Source organism: Flagellimonas algicola, from assembly GCF_005937185.1.
Taxonomy (GTDB): domain Bacteria; phylum Bacteroidota; class Bacteroidia; order Flavobacteriales; family Flavobacteriaceae; genus Flagellimonas; species Flagellimonas algicola.
In genome coordinates this window covers 315434-331269 of record NZ_VCNI01000002.1, presented here as the reverse complement: position 1 = coordinate 331269, position 15836 = coordinate 315434, and the positions used below count along the sequence as shown (strand labels likewise).

At 43.5% G+C, this 15836-nt stretch carries 9 protein-coding genes; 4 read left to right on the top strand and 5 right to left on the bottom strand.

All coding sequences use genetic code 11. The features are described 5' to 3' along the window. The first annotated feature begins 82 nt into the window (after positions 1-82). Together FGG15_RS10375 and FGG15_RS10370 are read left to right on the top strand one after the other, a co-directional pair. Positions 83-2161, top strand: coding sequence for a LamG domain-containing protein (locus tag FGG15_RS10375; RefSeq protein ID WP_161991952.1), 2079 nt, complete (start codon positions 83-85; stop codon positions 2159-2161). A gap of 41 nt (positions 2162-2202) precedes the next feature. Beyond that, a complete protein-coding gene (locus FGG15_RS10370) occupies positions 2203-3186 on the top strand; it encodes an aldo/keto reductase (protein WP_138835951.1) in 984 nt (327 codons plus the stop codon). A 113-nt stretch (positions 3187-3299) separates the two neighbouring features. On the opposite strand, the gene FGG15_RS10365 is transcribed toward FGG15_RS10370, so the two are convergent. The 4 genes from FGG15_RS10365 to FGG15_RS10350 all read right to left on the bottom strand — a co-directional run bounded on the left by FGG15_RS10365 (position 3300) and on the right by FGG15_RS10350 (position 12141). Next, positions 3300-4280, bottom strand: a complete 981-nt coding sequence (locus FGG15_RS10365; protein WP_237561801.1) for a phosphotriesterase family protein — start codon at positions 4278-4280, stop codon at positions 3300-3302. A gap of 68 nt (positions 4281-4348) precedes the next feature. Continuing rightward, the gene (locus FGG15_RS10360; protein WP_138835947.1) at positions 4349-7105 is read right to left on the bottom strand and encodes a LamG domain-containing protein; all 2757 of its coding nucleotides are present in this window, start codon (positions 7103-7105) and stop codon (positions 4349-4351) included. 281 nt (positions 7106-7386) lie between these two features. Beyond that, the gene (locus tag FGG15_RS10355) at positions 7387-8937 is read right to left on the bottom strand and encodes a RagB/SusD family nutrient uptake outer membrane protein (protein ID WP_138835945.1); all 1551 of its coding nucleotides are present in this window, start codon (positions 8935-8937) and stop codon (positions 7387-7389) included. Between the two features lie 27 nt (positions 8938-8964). After that, positions 8965-12141 (bottom strand): SusC/RagA family TonB-linked outer membrane protein, encoded by a 3177-nt coding sequence (locus FGG15_RS10350; RefSeq protein ID WP_138835943.1) that lies wholly within the window; start codon positions 12139-12141, stop codon positions 8965-8967. Between the two features lie 435 nt (positions 12142-12576). On the opposite strand from FGG15_RS10350, the gene FGG15_RS10345 reads away from it, so the two are divergent. Together FGG15_RS10345 and FGG15_RS10340 are read left to right on the top strand one after the other, a co-directional pair. Further along, complete coding sequence (locus FGG15_RS10345; RefSeq protein ID WP_138835941.1) at positions 12577-14241, top strand: ribulokinase; 1665 nt, start codon at positions 12577-12579, stop codon at positions 14239-14241. 1 nt (position 14242) lies between these two features. Further along, positions 14243-14947: an L-ribulose-5-phosphate 4-epimerase gene (locus tag FGG15_RS10340; protein ID WP_138835939.1), complete on the top strand. Its 705-nt coding sequence runs from the start codon at positions 14243-14245 to the stop codon at positions 14945-14947. Between the two features lie 26 nt (positions 14948-14973). Here the strand turns inward: FGG15_RS10340 and FGG15_RS10335 are convergent, their stop codons facing one another. Next, entirely contained in the window at positions 14974-15726 is a 753-nt protein-coding gene (locus tag FGG15_RS10335; RefSeq protein WP_202619547.1) for an SDR family NAD(P)-dependent oxidoreductase, read from the bottom strand. Between the last annotated feature and the right edge of the window lie 110 nt (positions 15727-15836).

Below are 15836 nucleotides of genomic sequence, written 5' to 3'. Positions count from 1 at the left end.
CTGCTTTAGTTCCATTATGGAATCAAGCAAATTGTTGCCATCCAAAGTATACAATCTTTTAAACCCAGTTAAACTAAGTTTTATGAAAGTACGTACACTGTTATTTGTTGCCATTCTTGTGCTGTCCAATTGTTTATCAGTTGTGGCACAAAATATCCAAAATGAAGGCATTGCCTATTGGGCATTTGATGATTTGGATACCCCAGGGACCAAGGACATGGTTTCGGGTTATGTGGATCAAATTGACGGCCATTACAAATCGGTTGCCGGGGTGGTGGGTAAAGCCATTAAATGTGACGGATTTACCACATCCATTGTTCGGGATGAGGAAGAGGCGCCTGTCATATCAGGGCCCTTTACCATAGAGGCATGGGTCGCACCCCAGGCCTATCCGTGGAATTGGTCCGCTATTTATAATCAGGAATATAAAAAGCAAAGAGGTATTTTCTTTGGGATTGATGGCGAGGGCCGTGTTGGGCTGCATGCTGCGGTAGCTCGTCAATGGCGGGAATGCATCAGCACAGCAACCATCCCTTTTATGGAATGGTCCCATATCGCTGCCACATTTGATCCAGAGGAAGGTATGAAAGTGTATATCAATGGGGAGCTCTCCGGGTACCTAAAAGTACAGGGAGATTTGCTATACGACCGAGAATTTCCTATGCAAATTGCAAGAAACCACCAACCTTCGCCACCCTCTTCACTTAATAGGGCAGGCTTTGTTAACGTTCCGGCAAAATTCTCTTTTGATGGTATCATTGATGAGCTGAAAATTTGGAACAAGGTTTTGACGGGAGATGAACTGAACGGGAATTACCAAAAAATCAAACCTTCGGAGGCTCCTCAGTTAACATGGAGAAGGCTCCCGGAGATACAGTTGGATGAAGCAGCATTTGGAGCTTTCTATACCAAACTAAAGTACGATGAAGATTGGGATCGTCTCTGGAGGGATGACCAGTACCCGGACATAGTAGTGACTTTTGACAAAAAAAAGCATTCCATGGTGTTTTGGAAAGGGACCAATTACAATATGAACCTAGTTACTGAAAATGGGAAATGGATTGCCGATCAGAGTGCAGAAACCTTTGGTGAATTTGGTTGTATGGAACATATGTCCGACAAGCAGAATCGATACAGCCATGTACGGGTAATTGAAAACAACATGGCACGTGTGGTGGTTCACTGGCGCTATGCCCTTGCGGATATTAACTATACCATTGCCAATACAGATCCAGTGACCAACTGGGGAGATTGGGCCGATGAGTACTACTACATTTATCCGGATGGATACGCCATAAGGCATTATCGTATTCACGGTATGGACGATGGCTACAGCATAACGGAACCAGCCTTACTGTCAAATCCGGGCGAACGACCAGAGGACAATATTGATATGGTTGCCGTAACCTTGGCCAATGTCAACGGGGAAACCAGTAGTCATTCCTTTGAGACCTGGCCTTCCGATCAATTACAAGGAGGAAGATTCAAGAATTCGGTAGATGATGAGGTTCTTTCTATTATCAATGTTAAGTCGAACACAAAGCCCTTTTTTATTTATGAGGAACCCGGAGGTATTGGTCCGTATGGTGGGGGGCGTAAGGAAATTGACTATCGCCTTTCCAAATTCCACTGGAGAAACCATTGGCCCGTAAGTCAAATTCCAAGTGATGGTAGATTTGTGCTGGCAAATGACAGGGTGACCAGTTCGGCTATAACATCGCCCAAGGCTGGAATACAAAAAGAATATGAGGAAGGGGACTTTGAAGGGCGTTTTGTTCTTGGACTCAGTGATGGCCCTATGGAAGATTTGGTTCAATTCGCAAAATTTTGGTTGAATACTCCAGAAATTGCTCTATCGGATGATTCCTTTAGCTATGATGGCTTTAACAGAAATGATCGAGCTTATCATATGACCCGTAATTCCCAAACAACAGAGACATTACAAATGGAAATTGCTGCGGACAAGGAATCCCCGCTTGTAAATCCGGTTTTTATTATTCATAATTGGGGAGATGTCACACCTCGTATAAGCTTGGAGGAAGAAGTACTGCCATCAGAAAAGTTCAGGTATGCCGTACGAAATACGCTGGATTCCAGAGACCTTATCCTATGGTTTGATTTAGCTCTTGACAAGAAGACAAAATTGGTGCTGTCTAAGTAAAAAAGAGCTTCAATAGAGAACAAAACCATATATAGTTTATAATGAACACAAGAAAATTAGGGAAGAACGGATTTGACGTTACCGAAATTGGTCTAGGGTGCTGGCAACTTGGAGGCAAAAATTGGGGGACTCAAATGGATGATGACGCGGCCATGGAAATTCTTCAGGCTGCGGTTGATAACGGCATTCGCTTTTTTGATACAGCTGATGAATATGGGGAGGGCCAAAGTGAATTGTTAATTGGCAAATTCCTGAGGACTTCGAATGCTAATATCAAAGTGGCCACCAAATTTGGAAAATCTGTTCGCGTAGGGAATAATTTCAATGAAAAAATTCTTCGTGAATCCGTGGAAGGTTCTGCAGATCGTCTTGGGATGAAGACCCTGGATTTACTGCAGCTTCATTGTGTCCCCAAGGCAATTCTCGAGGATGGAGAGGTTTTTGACTGGTTGCGCGCATTGCGTAAAGAAGGTAAGATTGCCCATTTTGGGGCCAGTGTTGAAAGTGTTGAGGAGGCCATGATTTGCCTTGAGCAGGAGGGCTTGCTTGCCCTCCAGGTGATTTATAATATTTTCAGACAAAAAATCACATCAGAACTATTGCCCAAAGCCCAATCTAAAGGAGTTGGAATTATTGTAAGGTTGCCTTTGGCCAGTGGGCTTTTGACCGGAAAGTTCAAAAAAGACACCCGGTTCGCTGAAACCGATCATAGAAACTTCAACCAGGGTGGAAAATTTTTCAATGCCGGTGAAACTTTTGCGGGACTTCCTTTTGAAAAGGGCGTTGAACTTGCCAATAAAATCAAGGCGTTTTGTCCCGCAGAAATGACCATGGCGCACCTGGCTTTGCGTTGGATCTTGGAGCATGAAGCAGTTTCCACGGTAATTCCTGGTTCCAGTTCCCCAGAGCAGGCAGCGGCCAATGCCAGAGTGAGTGGTTTAGATCCTTTATCCGTAGAATTGATGGATTCATTGAAGCATTTTTATAGGAATGAAGTTCACAACTTTATACAAGGAGTATATTGATCCGTATTAGGTGGAATTCTGTAGCAGCTAAACCCAAATTAAAAAACTTTGTAGAGGCCATGAACATTAGCCGGCCAAGACGGGAAGTTTTGGCTTTTTATTAATCCATTTGGTTAATCAAATGGGTGATTTCTGATTTCTATTCCAAATGCTTTTGAGGGATTGACAGACATCAATACGTTAAACTCTTCATCCGTGAAGCCCCGCGATTTAAGTGTTGGGTAGAGCTTTTCAAATATGGCCGTATAGGGTTGAATGGATTGTTCTTCTTTTTGTGGATCGTACCAGCCAGCGTCATGGGAAATTAAAATCCTGTCCAGAATACCGTTTGATTTGGCGAATAGAATTTTCTCAACATGATTTTCCAGTTCCCAGCCTAAGCCATCCAGACTTATCCAGCATCCCATTTTTGCTGCTTTGAGATAGCTGTCGTTGTTGTTTTCCTCTTGAGAATGTACCCAAATAAAGGCCTCTGGAGAGACGCCCTTTTCCTTTAGAATCTTTAATTGTGGCCATAATCCTTTTGCTTTTCCCGTATGGGAAGCTATGGTTAATCCTGTTTTTAAATGGGTAAGCGCTGCGGCCTCAACTAATTTTTGATGTGAAGTGCTTAGGGTTTTCGAATTATCAATGCTAATTTTTATAAAACCTGGTTTTATCGAAGTTCTGTCAATACCATGAGTAAATTCCTTGGTCCACTTTTTAGCAAGGTCTTCAGCCGAACTTTCTTTGACGTAATCTGGGAGAAATTTATCTTTTTGTGCGCCATATAGGCCTGTATTGGTAAGAATTCTTAAGCCGGTTTTGGTTGCAATTTTTTCGAGAAGAACTACATCTCTTCCCAAGTAATTGGGTGTGGCATCTACAAAATATGTTACATGATGGTCTTTAAGTACTTCAAGATATGGTAGCACAGCCGCCATTATTGCATCATGGTCCCAATTGGCTTGTTGAATTTTTTTCGCTCCTATAAAATCAACCAAGATATGTTCGTGGGATAACCATATTTGATTTGGTGTCAACTGATGGGCTTGGTTCACATCCTGAATGGTCACCTGACTTTTGGAAGTAGCACATCCAAAAATTATGGTCAAGAAAAACAGTATGTATAATTTTTGCCTTTCTGTCATCGGGTTATGGCATTTTCCAATGCTGTTTGGTTCTACAGGGCTGTTATGCTTACGTTAACTGCGGTACTTGTTGTATATTTCAACCAAATCACCAGCCTTTTTTTGCCATTGGCATCTCTTTCAATCCCTGTTCTGATATCTTTGGAAACAGGCTGTCCATTAATTGAAAACTTTGCATCACCGTTCCAATTGGATAATACAAATGCAGGATTCACAATGGGTTGTTCTTCGGAGGCATTGATGGTAAAACTAATTTCATTTGCTGAGGAATCTATCAAAAATGCCTTTTGTTCCTTGGAATACGCTACGGATGTAGCTCCTTGCACTTGCGTAACTGGAGGAGGTAGTTTCCAGGATCGAGCCAAAGGAATTAGAGACTCAATACTTTGGTTGGTCATCCCATGCAATACCATGGCCCCAACCGAAGGAATAAAATCATTGGCTCCAAGTGCAAAATGCCCGATACGGTCATTGCCGATGGCATACCTGCCATCAGAGGGCAACAAATTAACCGGCCAATGATTCCAAGGACCGGCAAATGGGTCATCGGTATAGTCTGAATTCTCTGCAAGTCCCCATGGGGTAATATATCCACCTTGGAAAACCTCAAATGTTTTGTATTCAGATTTGGTCTTGACAAGTTCTATGGATGCATCATGAATTTGGACAAATGGGGTTTTGTTGGGCAATTCCCATTGTAGTTTTTGTACATCACCCTTAAGGTTGGCCACATCCATAGCATTTAAACCTACCAAATCAAGTGCTTTGACTCCTGGTGAAAGAAGGATCTGAACATCTTGAAATCCGGGTCCCGCGGCGCCTATGTTTTCTTCTGTCCAAGTGTCGTTTTCTGGGTGGTAATAGGTGTCCCGATATTCCGCCATGGTTTCTCCCCAAGCCATAGTGGCAAGTGAAAACTCCGAAAGTTCTTCTTCCTCTTCTCCCTCTTCCTCATCTTCGTCCACGGCAAAGGTATCTTCATCGTCCGTTTCAGGTAATCCCCTACCATTAAAGTTTACCTTTCGAACGGCGGTACCATCAGGGTAGATATAATAATACTCATCAGACCAGTTGGTCTCATCATTGTTGTTGATATAGCCCACGTCAACGCAGGGATATTTCCAATGGATAATGGCTCGTGCCGGATTGTTCTCAATAATTCGCGCATAACTCTGTCGATTCTGTTTGTCGGCCATGTGTTCTGAACATCCATGAGGTCCCCAGGTCTCGGTGCTTTGATCCGCCATCCAAATATTGTTGTCACTGATCCAGTTGGAGGCGTAGTTGGTCCCCCGCCAAAACTTAACGGACCCTTTTACATCGTCAAACTCCACCACGATATCCGGATTTTCTACGTTTCTCCAGAGGTTGTCCCAAAGCGCATTGTTAAGGGTCAAATCGGTATAGTATGCACCAAATTTTCCCGTTTCACTCTCTCCGGGTAAAACACTCAAAGCTAAGCTGGAAGTAAAGTCTTCGGGTTTGGTTTTGTCGAATAAATGGGTAAAGGTATCTGCGTCCAATGCGGAATCAAAAATGGCTAGCTCGTCAATTAACCCCTGAAATCCAATGAAGTAATCAATGTTTTCAGCATTGGTTCGGACAAAGTCCGAACCTCGGTCCAATTCATTGTTCATTCCTATTTGAATGGGAGCATCAATAAAATCAATGGGAGTTTTCAAGGTTTTGGAGACTTCAACTTTTCCATTTATGGACAATTCAACGGTAGCGTTGTTAACAGAAACACCTATAAATGACCATTTTCCAAAATCCACTTTGGATTTGGATTTGGTTTCTTCCCCATTGGCGGAGAAAATAATGTGTCCATAAGGATCCAGACCAAGGTAGAATCCTTCTTTTCCCCAGCCTTTGGATTGATGGATGATGGGTGCCTTGTTATAGGGGTAGGCATCCGGTGCGATCCAGCTACTTATTGAAAAAGTTTTATCCATCTCAGGAACTTTTTCTTCAGCCAAGGAAACGGAGGTGTAATAGCCGTCAAAGGCCAATGCGGTACCGGAAATCCCTTTTTCGTAGTGAGTGGAAAGGCCTTTAATTGGACAGTTGGTTTCGGTAACTGCTTCCACAACAAAATCTTCATGTGGTTGCATCCCATCGTTAAAGGTCCAGCTCAAAAGGGGGGTAGGAGCGGCGATTTCCAACACGGCATTTCCATCAAAAGGTGCCCTGGGGTAAATGGGCGCCGATTTTCCATGTTGCAGTTCACCATGGGTAATGCCACTTTGCTCCAACTGGATTTTTTGAATGGACCCGAATTCTGGATGTACCCAATCCTCGTATCGGGTGCCTTCCGCGTTTTTAAGGTATCGGGTAATACTGTAATCTTTTTCGATAATGAAAATTTCATGGATAACATTGGTAATACCTCCGGTATACAATGGATTTTCATCTATACTGGCAAAAAGCCCGGAAAGTTTGGGACGGTGTGTATAATGCACCACAATCTTGTCATCACTTTGTTCCATTAACCGGACATAGGAGTATCTGGAATTTTGATCCACTTCACGATTGGGAAATAAATCTTGTATGGGATAATTGTAATCTCCTACTGTCCAAACTGGGGCATACGTATTTTCCAATCTAAACTCCAACTGACCTGCATCGAGTTTTACAATGAGGTCTTCATAACGTTGATGGGCTTTGTCTGAATTTCTCAGGCTGGTGTGATAGGCAAATAATTCATTGCTCGGTTCAGGTGTGCTGTCATCTTTGCAGGAGAACACACTTGCAACCGCTAAAAGAACCACCCAAATAGTATTTCTGGACATAGGTCTATTGTTTTGGTTATTGACAACAAATATACAACTTAGTTATATACAGTAAGAAAGTATTGAATAATATTAACTTTTAATTACAATACACGGATATTTCCAGTGTGATTTTTCCATAATCTGTAATGGAAATCCTAACAAATCTTATGTTGGCCAGGGCTTATATACCTAAAATAAAAAAGCGGACAAACCTAATGGTCTGCCCGCTGGACTAATTCGCACTAGTTATTAATAAAACTTGCCTCATTCAATCCTTGGTTCAAGGACTGAATATCCAATTATCTCCATGGCTCACTTTGTTCTAAATTGGAGTTGTTCGTCACCTCGTCAACAGGTATCGGAAAATATTTATGCTTTGCGCTTACATTGGCCTGCTGGGTAGCGGTTCCGTTGGCGGCTACAAAAGATTCCAACTCGCCCCAACGAATAAGGTCGAAGTACCGCAAGTTTTCATAAGCAAACTCTATAGCTCTTTGGTGTTTGATTTCGTCAAGTAATGTGGCGGTATCGGCATAGTCAGATAAGTTGGCTCTGCGGCGTACCACGTTTACCGATTCCAATGCAGCGGTTAAATCCCCGCCGGACGCGACCAAGGCTTCAGCGTGCATCAGCAAAATATCTGCATATCTTAAAATACGCTCATTGTTATCTGGATCCGAAGAACCCTCCAATTCTGGTGGACAGGCTAAATGTACGTTGAGGTACTTTCTCCACCAGCCTCCTTCCGTATCGCTTGAACCATCGGGGGCACCACCACCATCACAGCTTAGGCCTTCTCCCAATTCATTATAAGGAACGCCAAACAAGGGGAGTCCTTCATTAAAATAGACCGCCTCCAAATATCTAGGATCAAACTCATCGGCCACCGTTCTTTCCAGAGACATCTCGTTCATCAACCATGGAGAGGGTCTAAGAAAAATCTCAAAACCAATTCCAGGAACACTATTAAAAGGTCTGGACTGGGTGGCTGTTTCCTGGTTGGAGAAAAAGTACTGGAATTCATATAGGGATTCGGAATTGTTTTCATTCTCAGAGGTAAAATTATCCCTGAAATTGGCAACAAGCCCATATGCTCCGGAATCAATGATCTGTTGGAATTCTGCGGCTGCCAGGGCATAGCTGGCAGCTTCATTCAAGTAGCCAGCACGATATAGGTAGGTCTTACCTAAAAATCCGGTTGCACTGCCCCATGTGACTCGACCTTCAGGTGCACTGTCTGCAGTAGGAAGTCCAGCCTTGGCCAATTGCAAATCGGCGATGGCCTGATCCCAAACTTCTCCAAAGGAAGCAGCAACGGAAGGGTTAAAGTCATCGTCAGTTACCGGTGTGTTCAAAACGATGGGAACCGCCCCGTACAAATGGGCCAATTGAAAGTAACTCACCCCCCTAAAAAAGTACGTTTCTGCCAACAAACGCTGTTTCGTTGCTTCGTCACCGCCAAAATCGGCCCCTTCAATGTTTTCCAAAATGGTATTGGCCCTAAAAATTGTGGTATAGGCCCCATTCCAAAAACTATCGCTGTCATTATCCTGCGGAGAACTACCAAAATTAAAGTAGTTCACCTGCGTTTGAAAGGCTCCGGCAGTGACCACCGATCCACCTCCCCTGGCATTCTGGGTAAAGATGGACTGATCTCCATCACCCCTCAAGGCGCCAGCGATACTATTGTACAATGTGTTTACGGCCTGCTCTACCTGGGTGGCATCTTCAAAGAAAACGTCCGCAGTGATTTCATTTGGGTTTTTTACCTCCAAAAAATCCTTCTCGCATGATATGGCCAAAAGAGCAAGCAAAACCAAAATCGCTATCCTGTTACTATTGCTTTTCATTATTTTATGCTTTTATATTTATTTCTTTTAAAAAGTAATGCTCACTCCGGCTTGGATAGATGCAGCTTGGGGTGCTGTATCTCGGTCTAAACCGGCGGTAAAAGGTGTAAATCCTGCCAAAATGGGAGATGACCCAACTTCTGGATCTAAGCCTCCAAAACCAGTGATGGTCCAAAGATTCTGACCCCGAACAAAGATTCTGGCATTGCCCATATAAAGTTTATTGGCCAGTGCCTTGGGCAAAGTGTAGCCTATTTCAAAGTTTCTTAGTTTCACATAATCCCCATTTTCAATAAATCGGTCCGATTGTGGTCTGGAGTTCCAATTTTCATCGATGTCATTGGGATTGAGTCTTGGAATGTTGGAATTTGGATTGTCCACTGGGTCAAATGCATTTAACAAGTGACGGCCATAGTTACCAAACTCATCGGTTTTGGATACCAAGTACAGGTGCGAGTTGTAGATCTGATGTCCAAAAGCACCCGTCAATATCAAGTTGAAATCGAAGTTTTTGTACTTAGCAGAGAAGTTGAATCCTGCATTGACGTTGGGTACACCACTACCGGCCAATTGTCGATCACCTTCGGAGGTAATTGCTCCATCGTCGTTTGCATCCACAAAGCGGATATCCCCAGGTTGTGCATCGGGTTGGATGATGGTGCCATTTGAGCTTCTGTGTGCGCTTACTTCGTCAGCGGTTCTGAAAATCCCATCGGTTTTGATTACCCAAAATTCAGAAAGACCTCCACCTTGGTGGACCTCCATCACATGAGGCACATCCCATTCAGGACCGGCATCCCCATAAATGATCAAGTCAGTGCCAATGTTGTCAAGCTTTGGGTTTTGCGTCCCCACATTAAACCCGACATTATAGGTAAAATCATCTCCTGCACTTCCTTCATAATTCAAGGAAAGTTCAATCCCGTTATTAGTGATTTTTCCATTGTTTTGGTTGATGGTACCGCCCCCTGCTGATGGTGCAATGGGTGCGGCAATGATCATATCCGTGGTAATATTGTTGTAGTATTCAAATGAACCGCTCCAGGAATTGAAAAGTTCAAAATCCATCCCAATGTTGGTCGATTCCAGTTTTTCCCAGGTTACATTTGGATTAATGGCCGTTCCGGTAATCAACCCATTGGCAACACCTGCCCCGAATACCACTGGCTCAAATTGCAAGGTGGGAAGGAATGCGAACTCAGGGACATTTTGTCTTCCAAGAATACCGTAACCCGCTCTAAGCTTAAGGAAATTGATGTCGGACAATCCGGCTTTGTCCCAGAATTCTTCATTGGAAATTTTCCATCCGAGGGATCCCCCAGCAAAATTTCCCCAGCGCACATCGCTTGAGAATCGGGAGGAACCATCCCTCCTAAAATTCGCACTCAGTAGATACCTGTCATCAAAAGAATAAGAGGCCTGGGCCACAATGGACGCCAAGGTGCTTACAAACCTTTGGCCTGATACAGATGGGTTGGCACCTCCAGGAGCTCCTAATGTGTTAATCCCCGTGGCTACATCGGCGAGGAAATTGTTTTTTCCAAAAGATCTAGCTGTAGAGGAGAATTTTTGTGCAACAAACCCGGCCAAGACATCTATATCGTGTTTCTCCCCGATAGTTCCCGAATATCTTAGGGTGTTGTCCACATTCCAGTTCCAGTCCCGGGAGGTGGAAATGTTAATGGCGTTATTGTCGTTAAAGTATTCGTCCTGATTAACACCTTTAAATCCGAACAAATAACGGTTCTCGTTGGTGAGCTGCGAATAGGCCCCACTTAATTTATAGGTTAACCCCTTTATGATATCGATCTCGGTGTACAAGTTCACAGAGACTTCATCTTCTATAATGTCAGTGTCCCAAATGGTTAAGTAATGTAGCGGGTTCCTGATCAATGCTTCTGGATTGTCACCTCCACCAAAATAGAATGATGACGTTTGAATATCCCCATCTGGATTGGTGTCCGGGAAGGCGGGATTCGCTACCCCGGAACCATTAAATGTTGGCGCAAAATAAGGCTTGAGTTTGATGGCCTGTTGGTAAATGGATCTACTAAAGGCATCAGCTTCGGGGTCTTGTTTGGAGCGGTATAAGGCAATATTGGCCCCCAACCTTATATGGTCATTGATATTGAACAATCCATTGGCCCTAATATTGGCTCTGTTAAAAGCGGTGCCCACGGTAATACCTTCTTGGTCCAGATAACTCGCCGAGACCCTGAAAATGGCAGATTCAGACCCACCAGAAATAGAAAGGTCATGGAACTGCATAGGTGCCGAGCTGTAAATAATATCTTGCCAGTCATAATCCCCAAAACCAGCTGGATTGGCCAGGTAGTCAATAGCCGCTTGTGGTATTAGGGCATCCGGGTTGTTGTCCAGATTGGTTCCGTACATCCGCTGTAAAATTTGGATGTACTCACTGGAATTAACTAAATCCAGCGGTTTTCTTGGAATTTGTGTCCCTAAATAGTTGGAGTAGGTGACCGTTGTTTTTCCTCGTATTCCGGTTTTGGTTTTGATCAAAATAACCCCATTGGCTCCTCGGGACCCGTAGATGGCCGCTGCAGAAGCGTCTTTAAGTATCTGAACTGATTCAATATCATTTTGATTGATATTGTTCATCCCGCTTTCGGTTTGTACGCCATCCACAATAATGAGCGGGGAATTGTTCCCTCCAAATGAAGAAACACCTCTAATGGTAATGTTCACATCGGAACCTGGATTTCCATTATTGGATATAATATGAACACCTGCTGCTGTACCTTGGAGGGCCTGTGCGGCATTGGTCACACCTCTTTTTTGCAGACTTTCCACATCTGCCGAAACTATGGACGCGGTAACATCCCTTCGTTGTTGGGAGCTGTACCCTGTGATGATGACTTCATCCAAAGCTCGGATATTTTGACCCAGCACCATATCAATTTGGGTCCTACCATCAATTGCGACCGTTTGGGTCTCAAAACCTATCATGGAAAATGTTAGACTTTGCGAACCCTCAGGGGCTGCAATAGAATAATTTCCATCAAAATCGGTGACAGTGCCCACTTGGCTGCCCGTCACAACAACATTTACTCCGAGGAGCGGTACTCCCCCAGTATCCGTAACCGTTCCAGTTATTTGTTGCCCAAATAAACTGGCACCACCAAAAATCAAGGCGCACCATATTGCGAATCCTGATTTAGGTAAAAGCTTGATTAAATTCATGAGTTTGTTAATTGATTAAAGTTTTTAGTTAAAAATGTAGAGTAGTTAAAATTACAACTTATTTTCTAACATTAAATAAGTAAATGTGATTTTTAATTGTCAAAATACCAAAAATTCTCCATTTGCACCCTGTTTGAGCGGGTTTGGAGGGCTTTTTATTTTGATCATTGATTGTTGATTTGATTTAGGATTTGGTTCAGTTTAGTCTTTTAGGTGACTTATGTTCAAGCAAATACATTGTTTATGGATGACGAAATATGAAAGGCTCCTATGGGTAAAGGGTTATGGCCCTTATATAAATTTTGTGTACAGCTGGGTTTCAAGGTAGGTTGGTATAATAGGAATGCCTTTTGGTTCTTGATGCTAATTCAACTTATTTCTTAAAAGTTAGAAACTAATTTAAATTATGTAAATTTGAACACTACAAAATAGACTATGCCTGATCAATATGTAATTGGAGTGGATTTTGGGACCGATTCAGTTCGTTCGCTCTTGGTGAACGCCAAAAATGGTCAAACATTGGGAACAGAAGTGCATTGGTATGCCAGATGGAAGGAAGGATACTATTGCGATTCTTCAAAGAACCAGTATCGACAACATACTTTGGATCATTTGGAAGGAATGGAATGGGTTATTCGCGAAGTGGTAAAGAATGCAGGGGTCGACCCACAGACGATCCAAGGTATTTGCATTGATACCACGGGATCATCACCCCAGGCATTGGACAAACAAGGTACTCCCCTATGTCTGAAGGATGGATTTAAGGATAATCCCAATGCCATGATGATTTTATGGAAAGATCACACCGCCATCCATGAAGCCAACGAAATAAATGCAGTTGCCAACCAATGGGCTACGAACTATACGGAATTTGTTGGAGGTATTTATTCCTCGGAATGGTTTTGGGCAAAGATGCTGCACATTTGTCGTACAGATCATGCCGTGAAATCCGAAGCATATACCTGGATGGAGCATTGTGATTTGATGACTTACATACTAATTGGGAGCCCTCCGCTAGATTCCTTTAAGTATAGCCGATGTGCCGCTGGTCATAAAGCCATGTGGCATGCCAACTGGGATGGTCTACCTGATAGTTCTTTTCTGTCTACCCTGGACCCCTATTTAGGCCAAGTCAGGGATCGCCTGTACGCCCAGACCTATACCTCCAATCAGAAAGCGGGTAACTTATGTGAAGAATGGGCCAATAAACTTGGACTCACCACATCTACCGTTGTATCCGTTGGTACTTTTGATGCCCATGCGGGAGCGGTGGGGGCAGAGGTAAGTGCGAATACCTTGGTCCGCGTTATGGGTACCTCTACTTGCGATATAACCGTATGCGATGAACATGTTATAGGCGGTAAGGCTGTCAAGGGAATTTGTGGACAAGTCAACGGCTCTGTAATTCCTGGGATGATTGGTCTAGAAGCCGGACAATCTGCATTTGGCGATGTGCTGGCGTGGTTTAAGGATGTGTTGATGGAGCCGACTCGGGATATCATCCAGCAGAGCGAAGATATTGATGTTGCGCAAAAGGAAAAATTGATCAAAAAGTTGGAAGATGATATGATCAAAAATCTGTCCGAACAAGCTGCAGCCCTTACTCCAGAAGATACCGCGCCTGTAGCCTTGGATTGGATTAATGGGAGACGTACGCCAGATGCCAACCAATTGTTGAAGTCAGCCATTGTCAATTTAAGTCTGGGGACCAGTGCAGCCCATATTTTTAAATCCCTTGTGGAAGCCATATGTTTTGGATCCAAGAAAATCATCAACCGATTTGAGGAGGAAGGTATAGCTATAGACTCCGTTATTGGAATTGGTGGGGTGGCCCAGAAATCCAGTTTTGTAATGCAGACTTTGGCCAATGTATTGAATATGCCGATTAAGATTTCTGCTTCCAAACAAACCCCGGCCTTAGGAGCAGCTATGTATGCATCCGTGGCAGCTGGAATCCACAATTCAGTTCCAAAAGCCATTCAAACCATGGGACAAGGTTTCAGAACAACCTATATGCCCAGGGAAAAAGAAGTAAACACCTATAAGAAAATGTTTGCCGAATATGAGATTCTGGCATCGTTTGTAGAATCACAGGAATAAGATGAAGAGTAAGTATCATCAGTTGAAGAAACGTTGTTTTGAAGCCAATTTGCAATTACCACAATTAGATTTGGTCATTCAAACCTTTGGTAATGTGAGCGTAGTGGATAGAGAAAATAGTTGCTTTGCGATCAAGCCAAGTGGTGTTCCTTATCCAGAGCTAAAAGCGGAGGATATTGTTATTGTAGATTTTAACAACCAGGTCATTGATGGCGATATGAACCCATCCTCGGACACCAAAACCCATGCTTATTTATACACTAAATGGAATACCATCGGCTCTATTGTGCATACCCACTCTGCCTATGCCGTGGCTTGGTCGCAGGCCCAAATGGGCATTCCTATTCTGGGAACCACCCATGCGGATCATTTGGTGCAGGATATACCCTGTGTACCTCCCATGAGGGATGAGTTAATCAAAGGCGATTATGAACACAATACCGGGATTCAGATTGTGGAATGGTTTTCGGAAAATGCACTTGATCCTTTGGAGGTAGAAATGGTCTTGGTGGGTAGCCATGGACCATTTATCTGGGGGAAAGATGCCGATTCTGCCGTTTACAATGCCAATGTGTTGGAGGAGCTTGCCAAAATGGCCTATTTGACCCTGCAAATTAGTCCACAAGCTGAAAGACTCAAAGCGTCATTGATTGCCAAACACTTTCAAAGAAAGCATGGTTCCAATGCGTATTACGGCCAAAAATGAGGAGCGAAAATTCCTTTTAATCTTGATTACAAACTTGCTCCCCCGTCAACTGGAATTGATGTTCCCGTAACAAAGCCGGAACTAGGCGAGGCCAGCCATAAAATTGCACTTACCACTTCCTGTACCTTACCAAACCTACCAACAGGATGCATGGCGATGGCAGCTTTTCTTTTTTCGGGTTCATCAAATGCTCTTTGCGCCATAGGTGTTTCTATTACGGCAGGGCAAATTGCGTTTACCCTAATGTTATCTTCTGCATATTCCAGGGCGACGGCTTGCGTTATGCCTACCACACCAAATTTGCTGGCATGGTAAGCTACACCGGCTCCCCCGCCTTTTAAGCCAGCCAGGGATGAAATGTTGATGATGTTTCCTCCTCCATTGGACAACATGGCCCTTAACTGATGTTTCATGCATAGCCAAACGCTTTTTAGGTTGACATCCAGTACCTGATCCCATACGTCTTCTTCATAATCCATGGCCTTAACGCCCGGGGTTCCTTCCACTCCTGCATTGTTGACGGCGATATCCAATCTCCCAAAGGTTTTCATTGTTTCAGTTACCATGTCCTGGATATCCTTGGATTTGGACATATCGGTAGGTATGAAGATGGCCTCGGTCCCCAAGGATTCTATTTCTCGCAACAGTTCCAAATTCCGTTCCTTATTTCTGGAGGCCAGCACCACTTTAGCTCCTTTTTGGGCAAATTCCAAGGCGGCTCCTTTTCCAATTCCGGAGCTTGTGCCGGTTATCAATACAACTTTGTTTTTAAAATCCATGTTCATTCTATATTAGCAATAAATTTATTGTTGGCTATAGCCCAACTTTTAGTTGGAACGGCTGAATAGAAATTCGAGCCTCAGTTCGCAGAAAAACCATTTAATACTAA